The sequence below is a fragment of the Aquipluma nitroreducens genome (assembly GCF_009689585.1).
GTDB lineage: Bacteria > Bacteroidota > Bacteroidia > Bacteroidales > Prolixibacteraceae > Aquipluma > Aquipluma nitroreducens.
On the sequence record NZ_AP018694.1, the window covers coordinates 4,465,366 to 4,481,245 of the forward strand.

General features: G+C 37.6%; 16 protein-coding genes. 12 read left to right on the top strand and 4 right to left on the bottom strand.

The genetic code is table 11. The features are described 5' to 3' along the window. Positions 1-17 precede the first annotated feature (17 nt). The 5 genes from AQPE_RS18740 to AQPE_RS18760 all read left to right on the top strand — a co-directional run bounded on the left by AQPE_RS18740 (position 18) and on the right by AQPE_RS18760 (position 5,878). On the top strand, positions 18-1,196 hold the full coding sequence (locus tag AQPE_RS18740; protein ID WP_318348025.1) for an AAA family ATPase: 1,179 nt from the start codon (positions 18-20) through the stop codon (positions 1,194-1,196). Positions 1,197-1,201: 5 nt separating this feature from the next. Next, positions 1,202-1,822 carry a hypothetical protein gene (locus AQPE_RS18745; protein ID WP_318348026.1) on the top strand — a complete coding sequence of 207 codons (621 nt, stop codon included), beginning with the start codon at positions 1,202-1,204 and terminating at the stop codon, positions 1,820-1,822. Between the two features lie 62 nt (positions 1,823-1,884). Beyond that, positions 1,885-3,363 carry a type I restriction-modification system subunit M gene (locus AQPE_RS18750; protein ID WP_318348027.1) on the top strand — a complete coding sequence of 493 codons (1,479 nt, stop codon included), beginning with the start codon at positions 1,885-1,887 and terminating at the stop codon, positions 3,361-3,363. Continuing rightward, complete coding sequence (locus AQPE_RS18755; protein ID WP_318348028.1) at positions 3,356-4,507, top strand: restriction endonuclease subunit S; 1,152 nt, start codon at positions 3,356-3,358, stop codon at positions 4,505-4,507. Before AQPE_RS18750 ends, AQPE_RS18755 begins: the two co-directional genes overlap by 8 nt. Positions 4,508-4,546: 39 nt before the next feature. Further along, the gene (locus AQPE_RS18760; RefSeq protein WP_318348029.1) at positions 4,547-5,878 is read left to right on the top strand and encodes a hypothetical protein; all 1,332 of its coding nucleotides are present in this window, start codon (positions 4,547-4,549) and stop codon (positions 5,876-5,878) included. A 45-nt stretch (positions 5,879-5,923) separates the two neighbouring features. Here AQPE_RS18760 and AQPE_RS18765 read toward each other — a convergent pair whose 3' ends face one another. From AQPE_RS18765 to AQPE_RS18780, 4 genes are all read right to left on the bottom strand, one after another. Next, positions 5,924-6,718: a nucleotidyl transferase AbiEii/AbiGii toxin family protein gene (locus AQPE_RS18765; RefSeq protein ID WP_318348030.1), complete on the bottom strand. Its 795-nt coding sequence runs from the start codon at positions 6,716-6,718 to the stop codon at positions 5,924-5,926. After that, positions 6,715-7,509, bottom strand: coding sequence for a type IV toxin-antitoxin system AbiEi family antitoxin domain-containing protein (locus AQPE_RS18770; protein ID WP_318348031.1), 795 nt, complete (start codon positions 7,507-7,509; stop codon positions 6,715-6,717). The genes AQPE_RS18765 and AQPE_RS18770 overlap by 4 nt, the downstream gene beginning before the upstream one ends. 103 nt (positions 7,510-7,612) lie before the next feature. Beyond that, the gene (locus tag AQPE_RS18775) at positions 7,613-8,638 is read right to left on the bottom strand and encodes a Kiwa anti-phage protein KwaB-like domain-containing protein (RefSeq protein ID WP_318348032.1); all 1,026 of its coding nucleotides are present in this window, start codon (positions 8,636-8,638) and stop codon (positions 7,613-7,615) included. A 3-nt stretch (positions 8,639-8,641) separates the two neighbouring features. Then, a complete protein-coding gene (locus AQPE_RS18780; RefSeq protein WP_318348033.1) occupies positions 8,642-9,274 on the bottom strand; it encodes a hypothetical protein in 633 nt (210 codons plus the stop codon). A gap of 603 nt (positions 9,275-9,877) precedes the next feature. On the opposite strand from AQPE_RS18780, the gene AQPE_RS18785 reads away from it, so the two are divergent. The 7 genes from AQPE_RS18785 to AQPE_RS18815 all read left to right on the top strand — a co-directional run bounded on the left by AQPE_RS18785 (position 9,878) and on the right by AQPE_RS18815 (position 15,573). Beyond that, on the top strand, positions 9,878-10,312 hold the full coding sequence (locus AQPE_RS18785) for a DUF6573 family protein (protein ID WP_318348034.1): 435 nt from the start codon (positions 9,878-9,880) through the stop codon (positions 10,310-10,312). Positions 10,313-10,907: 595 nt separating this feature from the next. Further along, positions 10,908-11,822, top strand: a complete 915-nt coding sequence (locus tag AQPE_RS18790) for an ArdC family protein (RefSeq protein ID WP_318348035.1) — start codon at positions 10,908-10,910, stop codon at positions 11,820-11,822. A 57-nt stretch (positions 11,823-11,879) separates the two neighbouring features. Beyond that, positions 11,880-12,587: an N-6 DNA methylase gene (locus AQPE_RS18795; RefSeq protein ID WP_318348036.1), complete on the top strand. Its 708-nt coding sequence runs from the start codon at positions 11,880-11,882 to the stop codon at positions 12,585-12,587. A gap of 282 nt (positions 12,588-12,869) precedes the next feature. Next, positions 12,870-13,229, top strand: a complete 360-nt coding sequence (locus AQPE_RS18800) for a hypothetical protein (RefSeq protein ID WP_318348037.1) — start codon at positions 12,870-12,872, stop codon at positions 13,227-13,229. 400 nt (positions 13,230-13,629) lie between these two features. Next, positions 13,630-13,926: a helix-turn-helix domain-containing protein gene (locus AQPE_RS18805; RefSeq protein WP_318348038.1), complete on the top strand. Its 297-nt coding sequence runs from the start codon at positions 13,630-13,632 to the stop codon at positions 13,924-13,926. Next, positions 13,923-14,921 carry a hypothetical protein gene (locus tag AQPE_RS18810; RefSeq protein ID WP_318348039.1) on the top strand — a complete coding sequence of 333 codons (999 nt, stop codon included), beginning with the start codon at positions 13,923-13,925 and terminating at the stop codon, positions 14,919-14,921. Before AQPE_RS18805 ends, AQPE_RS18810 begins: the two co-directional genes overlap by 4 nt. Continuing rightward, on the top strand, positions 14,845-15,573 hold the full coding sequence (locus tag AQPE_RS18815; protein ID WP_318348040.1) for a P-loop NTPase family protein: 729 nt from the start codon (positions 14,845-14,847) through the stop codon (positions 15,571-15,573). The genes AQPE_RS18810 and AQPE_RS18815 overlap by 77 nt, the downstream gene beginning before the upstream one ends. Positions 15,574-15,880: the final 307 nt, after the last annotated feature.

Sequence of the window (15,880 nt, forward strand, 5' to 3'; positions counted from 1 at the left end):
ATTCAAAATAAATGAATATGAACAATATAAGAGAACATATCTATATAAAAAATCTAGGGCCGATAAACGAGATTGAAATAAATGATTTATTGCCAATTACTTTTTTTATTGGAGATTCTGGAAGTGGAAAGAGTACATTAATCAAAACCATCGCTTTGTTTCGTTGGTTAAATAAAATGATCAACATAAGGTCATACCTCAAAAATGTTGGCATATCTAAGTCTCCATTTAGATTTGTTTCAAATACACTATTAAAAAACAGTGGTATTTTGGATTACTGCAAGTCTGAAACAATCATTAAATATACTTATTCAATAAACGGGAATGATTATACTATTGAGTATAGCAACAAATCATTAAAAGGGACTAATATCATTATAGATAAAGAAGATATAAGTTATCAAAAAATAGCTTTTATGTCTGAAATGAGAGTAATAATACCTGATTGGGCTGATAGAGGTGCCAGATTTGCTGGAGGCTATTTGAATTTTCACTTCCATGAAAGTTATGGGGCTTTTGATGATGCAACGAATGCCATTTCAGATTTGAAACTTGACTTTATTGGAATGGAATTTAGTGTTAAAAAATCGGGCAACACAAAAAAGTTTTATCTCAAGCCTTCTATTGGAAAAGGTAATTATGAGGCTCTCGAATTTAAAAAATCTTCATCAGGAATGCAGTCGTCAATTCCTTTAGCAGTTGTTGCTAATTACTATTCCAAATACTTCGATTACAGTGCTGCGTTCAGAAATTCAGTGATTCAGTATTTGCTTCAAACTGACAAAATAACATCATTTAAAGAGGCAACAAATTTGTCGGACATGAATAAGCAAATTCACTTGCATATTGAAGAACCGGAATTGAGCCTTTATCCGGATGCTCAATGCAAATTGATTAATTTCATTGTAGAACAAAGCTTTATTTCAAATCTGAAAGACCGGGAGATTACGATGACAATAGCGACTCATAGTCCTTACATTATAAATCAGCTTAATGTTTTGCTTAGGGCACACCAAAGAGGAAAAACATTTGACAATGCTGCAATTGATCCAGCTAAATTAGCTGTTTACAGGCTTTATGAAGGAAAATTGCAAAATTTGGTCTCGGTTGATGAAACAACAAAAGAAACGGTCGTTAATACTTATGATTTATCGGAGACTATCAATGACATTTACAACAACTATGAAAATTTATAGCATTTATGTTAGTATTACTTACCGCTGATTTTTGCTCACACTATAACTTACCAGCTCGAATAAAAATTTCACCGAATGATATTCCACTTATTAGTTCAAATGAGAGTAGAATTGCAATTTATGACCATGTTGAAATAATTTGTTCCGATAAGGAGAAAGAGAATCTAATTATTGAAAACAATAATGCTTTTGAAATCACAATAATATCTTATGAGAGATTTCATGAACTCACTCAAATCACTCATGAAAAGGTCTGCGATTACATATTCTATGACGTCGACAATTCTGTATTTTCATGCTGTGAACTGACCAGTTGCCAGAGTGATTATCTTGAAACTCATTTAGTCAATGGTAAACCTGAACAAGGGAAAAGAGCTAAGGCGCATTCTCAACTTGAAACTACAACCAATAAGTTATTAGCCGTTCCTTCAATAACCGAATTTATCGGAAAATTCAGATCAAGAACCGCACTTTTTGCTTATAGATTAAGTGAAAATATAAATCAGAATAGTTCTATTGCAAAATCAATCAACGCATTTAATCGAAATCCAAGCTCGATTAATACTAGTTTAGGTAATGGATTTTATTTCGTTCAGCGAATGTACCCCAACACTTTTGCGGTTTAACTTCTTTTATAAATCAACAAGTTGATTAACTTTCAATAATTACCTTTTTATTAACAGATTAGATGGAACTTCAACAAAAAATAGATCGAATTACTGATATTCTGCGCCGCGACGATGGTATAAGTGGCGCTATGCACTATACCGAACAAATTTCATGGATTCTTTTTCTCAAATTTTTGAACGATTTTGAAGAGGAAAAGGAAGGCGAAGCTTTGCTCAACAATACCAAATACGAACGGATTATTATCAACGATTTTCGCTGGAATCATTGGGCCTGCCCAAAAACAGACGAAGGAAAGCCAGATGTGGAAACATCCAAGACCGGAGGCGATTTGACCCAGTTTGTAAACGGGCAATTGTTTCCTTATCTGAAAGGGTTTAAAAATAGCCTAAGCGATCTGAAGTCAGTGAAATACAAAATCGGGAACATCTTCGAGTTTCTGGATAACCGTATTGCCAGTGGTCATACCTTACGCGAAGTGCTCGATATTATCGACACGCTAAATTTCCAGTCGCAGGACGAACTGTTTGAGTTGTCGCATGTGTACGAAAACCTGTTGCAGGGAATGGGTAACGACGGCGGTAACTCGGGCGAATTTTACACCCCGAGAGCTGTCATTAAGGCCGTAGTTGAAGCGCTTGCACCACAACCCGGACAAACGGTTTACGACGGGGCAGCCGGTAGTTGTGGTTTCCTGATAGAAGCGTTTGATTACATCATTAACAAGTACCGGAATAAACTATCAACCGAACAATGGCAGTTTCTGCACGAGAATACCTTTTTTGGCAACGAGAAAACGCCACTGGCCTACACCATGGGTGTAATGAACATGATTTTGCATGGCATTGAAAGCCCCAATATTTTAAAGCAGAATACGCTTACAGCCAACATTCGCGATATTCAGGAGAAAGATCGTTATGATTTGATTGTGGCCAATCCACCTTTTGGAGGGAAAGAAAAACCACAAATCCAACAGAATTTTCCGATACAGAGTAACGCCACCGAATTGCTATTTTTGCAGCATTTTATGAAGAGCCTGAAAAAGGGAGGAAAGGCGGCTATTGTAGTACCAGAAGGTATTCTTTTCCAGACCGGTAACGCTTTTAAAAATGTAAAAGAGGAGTTGCTGGCCAATTTCAATGTGCACACCATTTTGAGCCTTCCGGCAGGCGTTTTTCTACCTTACAGCGGTGTAAAAACCAATGTGCTGTTTTTCGACCGAACTGGGGCAACTACCGAAATATGGTATTACGAATGCAATCCGGAACAAAAACTAACTAAAAACAAACCGATACAGTATGAACAGTTGCAGGAGTTTGTTGAACTGGCGACAAAAAGAGCATTGTCTGCAAATTCGTGGCTGGTAAAGGCAACGGAAATTGTAGACACCGATCTTTCGGCTAAAAACCCCAACACCAATAACGATATTGACCATTTGCCGCCGCGCGAAATCATGGTACTCATCAAAAGGAACGATAATGAAATTTCCCGCCTGATGGCCGAAGTAGAACAAATTTTGGAGGAAGGTCATAATGGATAAATTGCCAAAAGGGTGGGAAAACAAGAAACTTATTGATTGTATTGAGCTGATCAATGGGAGGGCATACAAACAAGAGGAGCTTTTAGATGCAGGAACTCCAGTCTTGCGAATTCAAAATTTGAATGGGGGAAGTAATTGGTATTATTCAAATTTAGAACTACCAAAAAAGAACTATTGCTATGCTGGTGAATTGCTATTCGCATGGTCTGCATCCTTTGGTCCGTATATTTGGAGTGGAGAAAAAGCTATCTTTCATTATCATATTTGGAAAGTAATTTCAAAGCAAAATATTAATGAAAAATTTGCATATTATTTCTTAGAACATTTCACTAAAGAAGTTAGGAACCATACAGTTGGAGTTGCAATGTTTCACATTACCAAAAGTAAAATGGAACAAATCCCCATTTATCTTCCGCCTCTTCCCGAGCAAATCCGTATTGTATCCAAGCTCGATACTCTGTTTGGCCGCATCGACAAAAGCATTGCCCTGCTCGAAGAAAACATCAAACATACAAATGGCTTGACAGCGAGTGTACTAGAGGAGATATTTGTAGATGGGAAAAACTGGGAAAGACAACCTTTAAATCAAGTCGCCAAAGTCGAAAGAGGTAAATCAAAACATCGCCCTCGAAATGATCAAAAGTTATTTGGAGATTCCTATCCATTTATTCAAACAGGAGATGTTCGGAGTGCCAATAAATACATTGATAAGTATGAAGTTTGTTATTCTGAGTTTGGATTGAAACAAAGCAGACTTTGGAACAAGGGAACAATTTGCCTGACCATTGCTGCAAATATTGGAGATGTTGCAATACTTGGATTTGATGCTTGTTTTCCAGACAGTGTCGTTGGAATAACCCCAAATTCAATGAATAATGAATTTCTATATTATTACCTAAAAACACTTCAATTACAATTGGATAAAAAGGCGAATTCGGCAGCACAAAAGAATATCAATCTTAAAATATTAAGCGAAATTGATGTGCCAGTCCCTTCAATTGAAATTCAAAATAGTATTGCAGACAGGTTTTCACGGTTGGAAGAAAAACAATTTCAAATTCTTTCAGTCCAGCAATCCAAACTCAATTATCTTAAAGCACTGAAATCAAGTTTGCTTGATCGGGCGTTTAAAGGAGAATTGTAGAAAAGTATCATAATTGATTAATTTACAAAATCTTAAATCATGCCATTTTTCGAATTCCTGTCAGATAATGTTTTACGGGGTAAATGTGAAACCAATCATTTCCATATTGTTGTAGCTGATGATATCAATACACAAGATCTTCCTTCATTACCACAAAAAACATTGGGAACCTTCATGCATGAATATTTGCATTACATTCAATTTAATGATACTCTATTTGGAATTTCGTATGGGATGGTTTTCAATAATTATTATGCAACATGTAGGCAATTCTTTTCAGAAAATGACACCCTTGAAATTCCATTAAAAATTCAGGAATTAAATCCTGTCATTAGAGCAAACGTTGAAAAATATAAGAAATTAAAAGGCACAGTTAAAGATTTTGGAATTAAGATTGACCGAATCGAAATATCTCCATTAGCGATAGAGGAAGCCAAAAGGAATAAAACTGGGGTCTTTGTCAAAGGTTATGATGGAGAAGGAAGATCTATCGATTTTGAATTTGGCTATTTATGTATTATAGAAGGCATGGCTCACCAATTTCAAACGTTTTTTGATCCAACTGTGGAGCATCCTGAAATCCCTTATAATGTCGTTGAAATAATTTGCAGGTCTAATTATCCTGATTTATTGATAGATGCTAAAATGCTTTTTAGTATTTGTATGTGCTCGCTTATATATACAAATCCATCAACAGGATTCTTCGAGGTATTAGAGATTTTGAGACACAACCCCCAATTCAACGGTCGTGATTTGTATCAATATATGATAAAAGGGTCAACTGTAACGAGCGATGGAGTAAAATACACAATTGAAGATATTTTCGTTGACATGATCACCAATTATGAAGGAAATATAAAAGCTACGATACAAGCGGAGCTAAATTATTATTCGAAAGTATTCAAAAATTGTACTCAAGAGATTAAGAGTGGCGAAAGCTTATTGTTGAATCTTCTCTACCTGTCTGATATTTCATCAAAAAAATCAGTAGATGAAATTTTAAACTTCTATGGACTCCCATACATCGAGTTTAATAATTTAACGATGATGCCTGGAAAGCAAAAGAACAAAACCTCATTTTTAGATTTAGCTCGATTGATTGGATTTGAGTTAGTAATTAAGAGATTCATTCCCCAAATAGATATCGGAAAATATCCGAAATATGATCCGAAATGTCCTATGTATCACAAATGCAAAAATACATTGTATAAAGAAGGAATCGAAGATCACCAAAGAGCCCAAATGTCCGAAGAATGTGAAAACAAACAATGGCAAAAACAAGAAATATGTTTAATGACTATGGCCTTAAAATGGTGCAATATACATGGTAAAGAAGTCACTCAGAATGAACTTCCAATGAAATATCGATAAGTTAAATGCTAAAAATTGATTTAAATCTACAACGTTAGCCGTAGATTAACCGATTAAAGGGACAATATTTTCCTCAAACCATTCAAAGGCTTTGTTCTGATCGTATTTTATATCAGGACTTAATAGTCCTTCCATATCTCCCAAAAATAGAGGGGATGCTTGTTTCTCCTTTAAATTGTTGGTGAATTCTTTCACCGTCGGAGGTTTGCTTACAACAAACTTCATGTATTCCCGGTAGCAGTGAATAATTCGATCAAAATTCAGATCAGCATGTTGGCTGGCATAAAACAAATCAAAAAGGTCTCTCCCTTTTTTTCGCTGATATAGTGCCCTTAATTTGGTTCCCAAAAGTTCATCCAAATAATAAGTTGTAATCTCGCACTTGCCTGAAAACCATTCATTTTCAACTTGAAATGGCATAAGATTCCAGCCTAACAGGTTAAAATGCTCACGGCAATTAATTTCAATTTTGAGTTTTAGCCGCTGAACAGGAGCCGCCTCTGAAGTAAAACGGTATAGTATGGTATTGTTGTTCGCTTTAGGTTTTATGACCCGAGGCTCTTCAAAAAATGCAATCTTTTCTCCAATTCGTTGAAGTATCGGTTTGATAGGACCTTCCTTTATCTGTACAAGGTCAATATCCTCAGAGTATCTAGGAGCCGGGGTTAGATATAGTTTATACAGTGCTGTTCCTCCACGAAATGCCAGGTTTTCACGCAAAAAATCATCAGAGAAAATTTCAACCAATGCTCTTGAGATAATCAGGTCCTGTTCAACCTGGGCATCTGATCTCCAGGCTACCTGATCTTTCCATTTGGCTATGTATGGTCTTGGTATCATAAGTCACTTTCCATCTCAATGTTAATGTCAACTTTCCATATATTTTCAGTGCTACCCGGCCTTCTGTTTTTTTCCGGGCTCAGCAAAACCGGATAATAATTTTTCCCTTTAAGATATTCACTCAAAAGTGTCACAATCGCAGGATCAGCTTGTAGTTCACTCAAAAGAAATCCAAGTCGTTGAATAGAACTGGTATGAGGATACCAGCTAAGCAATTCCTGAATGTCATTGGTTTTTATTTCTTCTATCAGCTCTTCAATGATGGCTAGCATTCGGTTAACCCCGCCAAGTTTGGATTGATAATGAATCAAATCAATTGCAGTTAAGGCTGGAGAAGAAACGTTAAAATAACCGGCATCTGATTTCTTTTGCAGAATATTTTTTGAAGGCCAACAACTGCTCACAAATACATCTAAAAAAATTACCCCCTTCTTAATATTCCGGATATTAGGGAATTGAGTAATCAGATAATCCTTTTGTACCTGCTGATGACTGGCGCCATAAAAAGCAGCAGCAGAATATAACCCAATGTAATAAGGTTTATTTAAGTATTTAAAGAGTTTCTCAGCATAGAGCTCCAAAGGAACTTTGTGATAACTTCTGTAGCGAGGTGGTAATATAAGGTAAAAACCCTGACGCAGATTTATAATCTCTCCCTTTTTGACAAAGCGGGAAAGTTCATTTTTTAATGCCACGTCAGTTTTTGAAGAATTATTTTTTAATTCTTCCCAGGTAAAGGCATATTCTTCATACTGCAATGACTTGGTAATATATTCTGCTACTCCTAACACGTTAGTAATTTTATGCGAAAAATATTAAAAAATGGTAATTGTTGCATAAAAATACTAAAATATTTTTGTTATTTACATACATGCAGGACACAAAATTTAGATTTTATATTAGAGTATTTTCTTTTAATTGTTTCCCTGCATAGGTTCCGTATGCTTTCCCAGAAACTTCACCCGTTTTATAATAATCGGCTAACATTTTTAAAATTACATCAACGTCTTTATCTTCATCAATTTGAAGTTTACCATTTTTTACATTGAGCTTATCACCATATTTTTTGCAAACAGTTTGCATTTTCTTTATCGTTTTCTCATCAACATTCCTATAATTCCCTATTCGCGAAATGCGTACAAGCTTTTTGTGAATGGCCGGTTTATTTTCAATTTGTTTTTCGATTATATCCAAACCTTCAATAATATTTAACTTTCTCAATTCTTCGACAACATTCTTAGCTTCCACCTTGTATTCTTCCTGTAATCCTACAATTTGTTCAAAATAACCTCTTTTCAGGATGTAAAAAATTTCATCGTAATAAACACAATCAATCTGTTTATCGAGGTTAATAGTTTCTCCTTTTAATAGTTCTAATTTTTTACTTTTAGTACTAAAGAAGGTTCTAATAATTTTCAGTTTTGACTTTGTATTTTCATTTTCATCTAAAGCAATCTTACCTGGTTGTATTTTTCTAAATGTATAAATCCAATCTTTGTTTTCGATATCATTAAAACCGACACAATAAGCCCATAGTTCCTCATTATCAGAGATAATCTCCTCAATACTTGAAATACGAGGCACTTTATTATCCAACTGATTACATACAACATCTGAAAATGACATCGCTTTATTTTTCATTGAGTATGTAAATAAATGTTCTGTATCATCCGAAACTACATCATAATCGACTATTTCAAAATCTTTTTTTATTACATATTCGAGTTGTTCGTTTGTTAGATCATATAAATGTTGACGAATTTCATCATCTACATCAACCTGATAAACTTTAAAAAGATACCTATCCAATACTTTACTGGATTTCTTAATATTTTCTTTTAACAATCGAGTAATAAAATATAAACGTGTATCATTTGTTTGTACGTTTTCAATTTTCTCTAAAAGTTCGATTAATGTCATAATTTAAAGGTTTTGAGGGTTTCTTTTTATTGCATAATATAATTTTGGGCCGATTTCATAAATTTTAATTGTTGTATCTTCTTGAATGAACTTGCTTTCAACAATGACTAATCCATTCCTTTTTTTACCCTTAATATCAAATTCTATCTCGAAAATTGAATATTTGAAGCTTAATAACGGATTAATTAAAAGCAAATTAGAGTTTATGTAAATTCGATAAATGATAATCAATAAAAACAATAGGGCAATGCATTCATACCAAGTATCAAAATTTTGAAATAAAAATGGGACAATATAAGTAGCTATATATCCAATAGATTCATTATTCTTATTTTTCACATCCGTTACGACTACATTTTCTCCATTATTTACATCCTTTTTGAGATTGGCAAAAATTCTAATGCAGCCCCAAAGACCAAATAAAGAAATAAGAATGAAAAATGTTGAGAGTCCAAATTTTTGAAGGAAAGTGAAAAATGATAACCAAGAAACCCCTCCCCAATTTAAATAATCAATATTTTTTGAAATTTGTTTCAGGCAGATTAATACAAATAATGGAATGTAAGAAGTCACAAACAGTACAAATTGAGCTACTCCATGCAATTCGTTAAAGTTATTTTCTTTGTCTGATGCCATTTTTATTCTGAATCCAGTTTGTTATGATAATAATTTTTTTCTTCTCAGGTAGAGATTCCTTTTATACTATCAAGTTGCCAATTCAACAAGTTACAGTCAAAAATAGGGAAATATATGCTATAAATAATCCTATTGATACGTATATTATCATAAATTTTCAAGCTGTGATTTTGATATTATATTGCAAATTGAAACTAAATATTGCTTTCAGGATCTTCAGTAGAAATACAGGTAGTTCTTTAAACCAGTATTTTACCCAGAATATGTTCACGCTTGTTAGTAATAGTATTCATATGTTGTTTTGAATCAGGTTAAAGACTTGATATTTTTAGATTAGCTATTTACACTCAAATTTCCGGCAAATTTATTAATCGCTTCACGGAACGGTAAAGGGGAACTCGCTTTTCGTGGCTCGTTTCCTTTGGATGCGTTCAGTTTCATGAATTGCCCATTTCGGGCATGAAACTGACATGCACCCCGTTGACCTAATCCGTGACAGCTCAATGTTGGTACGCCAAAAATTTAAGTTTAACGGCGTGCCAGATAATCCCTGAGTTAATCTACGGGAGCCAAAATAAGACTTCAGGGCAGGAGCAAAATCAAATGAAAGATGATAATGGATGGGAAATTGTTTCCACGTATTCAACCAAAGAAGCTGTAGATGACGGTTTTCTGGTAAAGGTTGACAGTAAAGCTTCCGAAGAAGCAGGAATTAAGTTTCCGGTTTACCTGACCCGCGCTGCATGGGATAAGTATGTTGAAGTTCCGAAAGGTATGGAGCAGCTTCAAAACGTTTCAGGCCGCCTTTGGGATGTGCTGTATATGTTTGCCTTTCATGCCCGGAACGTCTCTTCCAACTTTTTACAGTACGATTTTATTAGCTACCTGCCTGATGAAGGTAACTGGGAACCCAATGAAAAGTTGGAAACTCCGGAGAACCGACTTAACAGACTGGTTACCCTCAAAGCTGTCATTCAAGCTCAGGATTTCGACGATCCGTCACCAGCCATTTTCATCATGAAACCTAATGAAGATTAATGTATTCGAGCAAACAATTTTATAAACAAAATCATAGGAGGTATTTATTATGCGATACAAAGATGATCCAAGACAAATTGTAGTTCGTTATCCCAGTTGCTGTGCGAAGTGTCAAACTCGACTGCCCAAAGGAACCGTAGCTTATTATTGGCCACGAACACAAACCTTGTTATGCGATGGTTGCGGAGAACCAGAATATCGCAGCTTTCTTTCGGCTGCCGCAGACGAAGATGTTTATGCAGGAAATGGAAATCCATATTAGGATGCTTGGGGCTTTTTGCCCCTTTTTTGTTCGTTATTAATCAGTTAACAAAAATCTGTTGTAAGGTTTGTATTACACTCAAATTTCCGACAAAGTTATTGATCGCTTCACGGAACGGTAAAGGGGCGTCCCGACAAGTCGGGACGTCCTTCGGATGCGTTCAGTTTCATGGATTGCCCATTTCGGGCATGAAACTGACATGCACCCCGTTGACCTAATCCGTGACAGCTCAATGTTGGTACGCCAAAAATTTAAGTTTAACGGCGCGCCAGATATTTCCTTAGTTAAATCGAAGGGAGCCATAATAAGTCCGCAGGGCAGCGGCACTTTCCCATGAATACTTCATTCGACATTTATGAAATGGTTACCAACCTAATTATTGAACGCCTTGAAGCAGGTGTTGTCCCTTGGCAGATGCCTTGGAAAGCTGAAACTGGGTTCCCGCAAAACATGGTTCACAAAAAAGCTTATCGTGGTTTTAACTTCTGGCTTCTATTGACCGTTGCCGATAAGTTTGGTTCCCCGTTCTTTCTGACCTTCAATCAGGTAAAAGAATTGGGCGGGCATGTTTTGAAAGGCGAAAAAGGTTTCCCGGTTGTGTTCTGGAAGCTGATGGATAAGGAAGAAAAGGACGGAAGCCTTGACCACATCCCTTTCCTCCGTTATTACACCGTTTTTAACCTGAAACAAACCGAAGGGATTGATGAAAGCAAGATCCCAGCGACTGAGGCTCATGATCATGTATTTGACCCGATTGGAAATGCTGAGGAGTTAATCGAGTTTTGGTACGATAGCCCTGAAATCAGGCTTGACCAGTCACACGCCTTTTATTCGCCTTCCGGTGATTACGTCGGGATGCCAAACCCACGGACTTTTTTCAGGGACGAACAATATTATTCGACACTTTACCACGAACTGGTTCATTCTACCGGGCATATCAATAGGACTGGAAGGCATGAAAAGCTTTCGGATCACAAATTCGGTTCTCAGGATTACAGCCAGGAAGAACTTGTAGCTGAATTAGGAGCCGCGTACCTGTGCTACATGACGGGTATCCAGAATGCTACAATTGACAACAGCGCTGCCTACATCAAAAGCTGGATCGGCAAATTCAAGGAAGATAAAAAGATGTTGCTGATTGCTTCTTCACAGGCACAAAAGGCTGTTGATTACATATTGGAACATCAGGTCCATCCCAACCAGGCGGCAAGTGCCGCTTTGGTTGACCATTTGGCGGAGGCAGTTTAGCCTTCGCCTTTTTTTAGCTCAAAAATTCACAGTTAGAAACAAATAAATATTCAAGATATGGAACAGTTAAAAAGTTTTTCAAGTTATATTTCTCAGATCGGGCATAAGTACGGCCTCCATTCTGTGTTCGACGATTTCCTCGAAATGGTAATTTGTGCCTTGTCGCTCGGAGCAAAGGAAGATCGCTACCATGAGATTGTCCGTAATTACGAGAAACCGGATGCCTATTTGATGGCTGAAGCTTTTGGAGCATTGGTCATTGAAATGGATAATAAGGGAGAAGGTTTGAAAGATGGTTTTGGTGATTTTTACATGGAATATCTAAGCTATGGCAGAAATGGTCAGTTTTTCACTCCAGAACCAATATGTGATATGATGGCCCGGATATTGAACCCGGCAGGTTTTGGGGAGCGGGTTGCCGATTGTTGTTGTGGCTCTGGCCGGATGTTGCTGGCAGCAGCAAAGATAAGCCGAAACGCATTATTTTTCGGTGCCGATATTGACCGGACCTGTGCCATGATGTGTTTGATTAACCTCTGTCTGAACGGGCTTCTGGGCGAAGTCTGCTGGATGGATACGCTGATGAATCGATTTTATGCTGGTTGGAGGATAGAACTTCATCCGGGAAAGTCAGTTCCATACATCAGGGAAATCACCGAATTTGAAAGCTACATGGTTTTAAGGCTACCTGAAAAGAAACAGGAACTCATTGACCAACAAGCACCAGTAACTAAAGTAACTCAGCAGCTGATGTTTGAATTCTAGGGGCAATGCCCCTTTTTTGTTCGTTCAATTTTTTATAAGGTAAAATCACTCCATTTAAAATTGCGGGCAAAATTATTTACGCTTCACGGAACGGTAAAGGGGAACTCGCCTTTCGTGGCTCGTTTCCTTCGGATGCGTTCAGTTTCATGGATTGCCCATTTCGGGCATGAAACTGACATGCACCCCGTTGACCTGATCCGTGACAGCTCAATGTTCGGTATGCCGAAATTTTAACCGGCGTGCCTGATGCCAAAATAAACCTGCAAGGCAGCAGTAAATAATATGAATAATGCAGCTAAAAAACTCGATGCTGAGATTGTAGAACAACCAAAAACTTCTTTGGAAGTTGTAAAGAAAGATGAAAAAGAAGTTGTTGAAGTTCCTTCATTGGAAAAGCGCATCCAGAAAGTGGAAGATTTGAGCATGCTCATCGAAAAGTGGCGCAAGCTCACCGAAACCAGAAGGAACCTGCAAACCTTCTCCCTGGGAGCAGATGGGTTGGGTGCAACAGTATTCCTTCGGGACGCATCAGGAAAAGAGTTTAAAACTTCTAACACTCCAGTAGTATCTGCTGTGATGGAAGAAATCAAAACGACTCTGGACGAGAGGATCAAAGAAGTTGAAACCCAGATCAAATTCTGAAAATGGGGAGGCTTTGCCTCCCCATTTTTTTAGTCGTTAAAAAGAAAAACTTTATCCAGTTCAATCAATTTTTGGGCTTCTTACTCTGTTTGTTTTGTCAATTTTCCTGAAATGATCCTACCTATTCGCATTATCAGCAGATCTATATGCTTTTCTCACTTTTTTAAAGAAAATATCGTCTTTAGTAAATCCAACCAAATTCGATCAAATTCAATTAATCCGGAACGACAGATTAACAATGTCCTGATCAAATTACATCAAAACAGATCAAATAAAATTATTAAACTATAATTTACTTAACTATATAAAACACCCAACTTGGGAACACCTTGGGAAAAGAATCGTTCTGAAATTTTGATTTTTGGAGGCATTCAAAATGTATCATTCAAAACTAAAAATTATGCCTTCAGAAATTATTACAACAGACGACCTCCGGGAATTCAAGATCGAATTACTCACCGAGTTAAGAAAGATGCTTAACGAACAACGTGGTCAGCCAGCCAAAAAATGGTTAAAATCCTACGAAGTAAAAAAGTTGCTAAGTATTTCTCCTGGAACCCTTCAAAACCTTCGTGTAAACGGAACCCTTCCGTTTACTAAAATTGGGGGACAGATGTTTTACGATTACGAGGATATTCGGAAAATGCTGGAGCCCACTCAGAAACAAAAAAGGTTTAGCTTCGATCTGAAGCGATGAACTACATCAGACACCTGAATGGATTTTTTGCACGGCTGGCTGAAGACAACCGCATGTCATCTTATCACATCAGCCTGTATTTTGCCCTGTTTCAGCAGTGGAATGCTGACCGGTTTGGGGAACAATTTGTCATTACCCGGGCAGAAACAATGGAAATTTCCCGATTAGGTTCGGTTAATACATACGCCCGGTGCATGAAGGAACTATCCCAGTGGGGGTATATCCAATACATCCCTTCATCTAATATACATTCAGGCAGCCGTGTCTCCTGTATCAGATTTGATACTGCAACTGATACCGCAAGCAGTACAGGAACAGATACCGGTATTGAAAATGATACCGCTGGTGATACAGGAACTGATACCGGAAGGAATACCGATACATCCTGCAATCTCATAAATGATACAGCAACCGATACTGCAAGGAATACCGGTATTAAAAATGATACAGCTGGAGATACCGGAACTGATACAGCAAGTGATACCGGTATTTCCAGCGATCTCAAAAGTGATACTGGAAGAAATACCGCTGGCGACAAAATTGGTGGTGCCGGTATCAAAAATGATACTGCTAGTGATACAGCAACTGATACACCTTTTATAAACAGTTTAAACAAAAACAAACAAGAAGAAGAGTCAGTCAGAAGAAATCAAAAATTTGAAATTGATGAAAACGAAAAAAAGCAAAAACGATTCCGAACGACCAATTCCGAAAATCTTCCGGACGAGAAATCTCCGGTTCCGGATATATCCGAAGTCGAACAATTTTTTGAACAGAACCTGTTTCCGCGCAGCGAAGCGCAGAAGTTTTACGCCCACTACCAGTCGTCAGGCTGGAAGACCGGGGATCAGATGAAAATACTTTCCTGGCAGGCCGTTGCCCGGAAATGGATGAACAACACCCAAAGTTTTAAAACAGATGAACGAGAACCCAATCAAGTCGGGACCAGCAAACTTAGCGTCACCGTCAACAAAGATTATTCTGAACCCCTATGAGCAAATCGCCGATTACCGAGGCGGAGTTTTTAATTTCAGTTTCCCGGTCAGCCTGCAATGGATGGATGAACGGGGCAAAATCCTGTTTGGAAAGCATTTTTCTTTGGTCGAATCCGACTTCGAACTAATATACAAGTTGCTGGTTTATGCCATTGGTGACCAGGAAAATGCGGCAAATCACGGAATCAGCCTGAGAAAAGGAATTCTCCTGACAGGCCCAATAGGATGCGGTAAAACCTCCCTGATGCAACTAGTCAGCTACTTTTTCCCAAGAGAGACCCAATACCTCGTCAAACCAACCAGGGAGATCAGTTTTGAGTTTGAAAAAGACGGGTTTGCCGTGATCAATCATTACAGCAAGGGTTCATTTGTCAGATATGCCAATATGCCTCTCCTGCCCAAAGTGTATTGTTTTGATGATTTGGGATTGGAACAAACCCCGAAATACTACGGCAACGAGTGCAATGTGATGGCTGAAATCCTGTTAAACCGCTATGACCTGTTTGTCTCGAAACGGATGATGACACATATAACCACCAACCTTTCCGCTTCAGAATTGGAATCCATTTATGGCAACCGCATCAGAAGCCGGATGCGGGAAATGTTTAACCTGGTAGCTTTTGACAGGGATACCAAGGATAAAAGGGCTTAGGATTAAACGATACAAAGGTAAACACAAAATCAGGTATTAGCCGATGTTTGGTTAGTTGGTTCTGCGGCCTGTTCGCGCTTTGGCTTCGCCAAGGCGCGAACAAGCCTCGATTCAGTGAGGAAGAGTGATCCAAGCCGGTTTAAAGCTCAATTCCAGGCATTCCATGCCTGCATTGACTTTCCCGGACTTGGTCACACTTCCTGTTTTTTTTAGGTTTTCAGGCTGTTTTCATAGCAGAAAATTGTCGAATGTTAATTCCTTCTCCCCAGTTCATCCGGCACATTCGCTTCACTCGCTTTTTCGCTCC

Excerpts from the sequence above, each read along its gene's own strand:
- AQPE_RS18740 (WP_318348025.1), top strand. The coding sequence starts at position 18 with ATGAACAATATAAGAGAACATATCTATATAAAAAATCTAGGGCCGATA.
- AQPE_RS18745 (WP_318348026.1), top strand. The coding sequence starts at position 1,202 with ATGTTAGTATTACTTACCGCTGATTTTTGCTCACACTATAACTTACCA.
- AQPE_RS18750 (WP_318348027.1), top strand. The coding sequence starts at position 1,885 with ATGGAACTTCAACAAAAAATAGATCGAATTACTGATATTCTGCGCCGC.
- AQPE_RS18755 (WP_318348028.1), top strand. The coding sequence starts at position 3,356 with ATGGATAAATTGCCAAAAGGGTGGGAAAACAAGAAACTTATTGATTGT.
- AQPE_RS18760 (WP_318348029.1), top strand. The coding sequence starts at position 4,547 with ATGCCATTTTTCGAATTCCTGTCAGATAATGTTTTACGGGGTAAATGT.
- AQPE_RS18765 (WP_318348030.1), bottom strand. The coding sequence starts at position 6,718 with ATGATACCAAGACCATACATAGCCAAATGGAAAGATCAGGTAGCCTGG.
- AQPE_RS18775 (WP_318348032.1), bottom strand. The coding sequence starts at position 8,638 with ATGACATTAATCGAACTTTTAGAGAAAATTGAAAACGTACAAACAAAT.
- AQPE_RS18780 (WP_318348033.1), bottom strand. The coding sequence starts at position 9,274 with ATGGCATCAGACAAAGAAAATAACTTTAACGAATTGCATGGAGTAGCT.
- AQPE_RS18785 (WP_318348034.1), top strand. The coding sequence starts at position 9,878 with ATGAAAGATGATAATGGATGGGAAATTGTTTCCACGTATTCAACCAAA.
- AQPE_RS18790 (WP_318348035.1), top strand. The coding sequence starts at position 10,908 with ATGAATACTTCATTCGACATTTATGAAATGGTTACCAACCTAATTATT.
- AQPE_RS18795 (WP_318348036.1), top strand. The coding sequence starts at position 11,880 with ATGGAACAGTTAAAAAGTTTTTCAAGTTATATTTCTCAGATCGGGCAT.
- AQPE_RS18800 (WP_318348037.1), top strand. The coding sequence starts at position 12,870 with ATGAATAATGCAGCTAAAAAACTCGATGCTGAGATTGTAGAACAACCA.
- AQPE_RS18805 (WP_318348038.1), top strand. The coding sequence starts at position 13,630 with ATGCCTTCAGAAATTATTACAACAGACGACCTCCGGGAATTCAAGATC.
- AQPE_RS18810 (WP_318348039.1), top strand. The coding sequence starts at position 13,923 with ATGAACTACATCAGACACCTGAATGGATTTTTTGCACGGCTGGCTGAA.
- AQPE_RS18815 (WP_318348040.1), top strand. The coding sequence starts at position 14,845 with ATGAACGAGAACCCAATCAAGTCGGGACCAGCAAACTTAGCGTCACCG.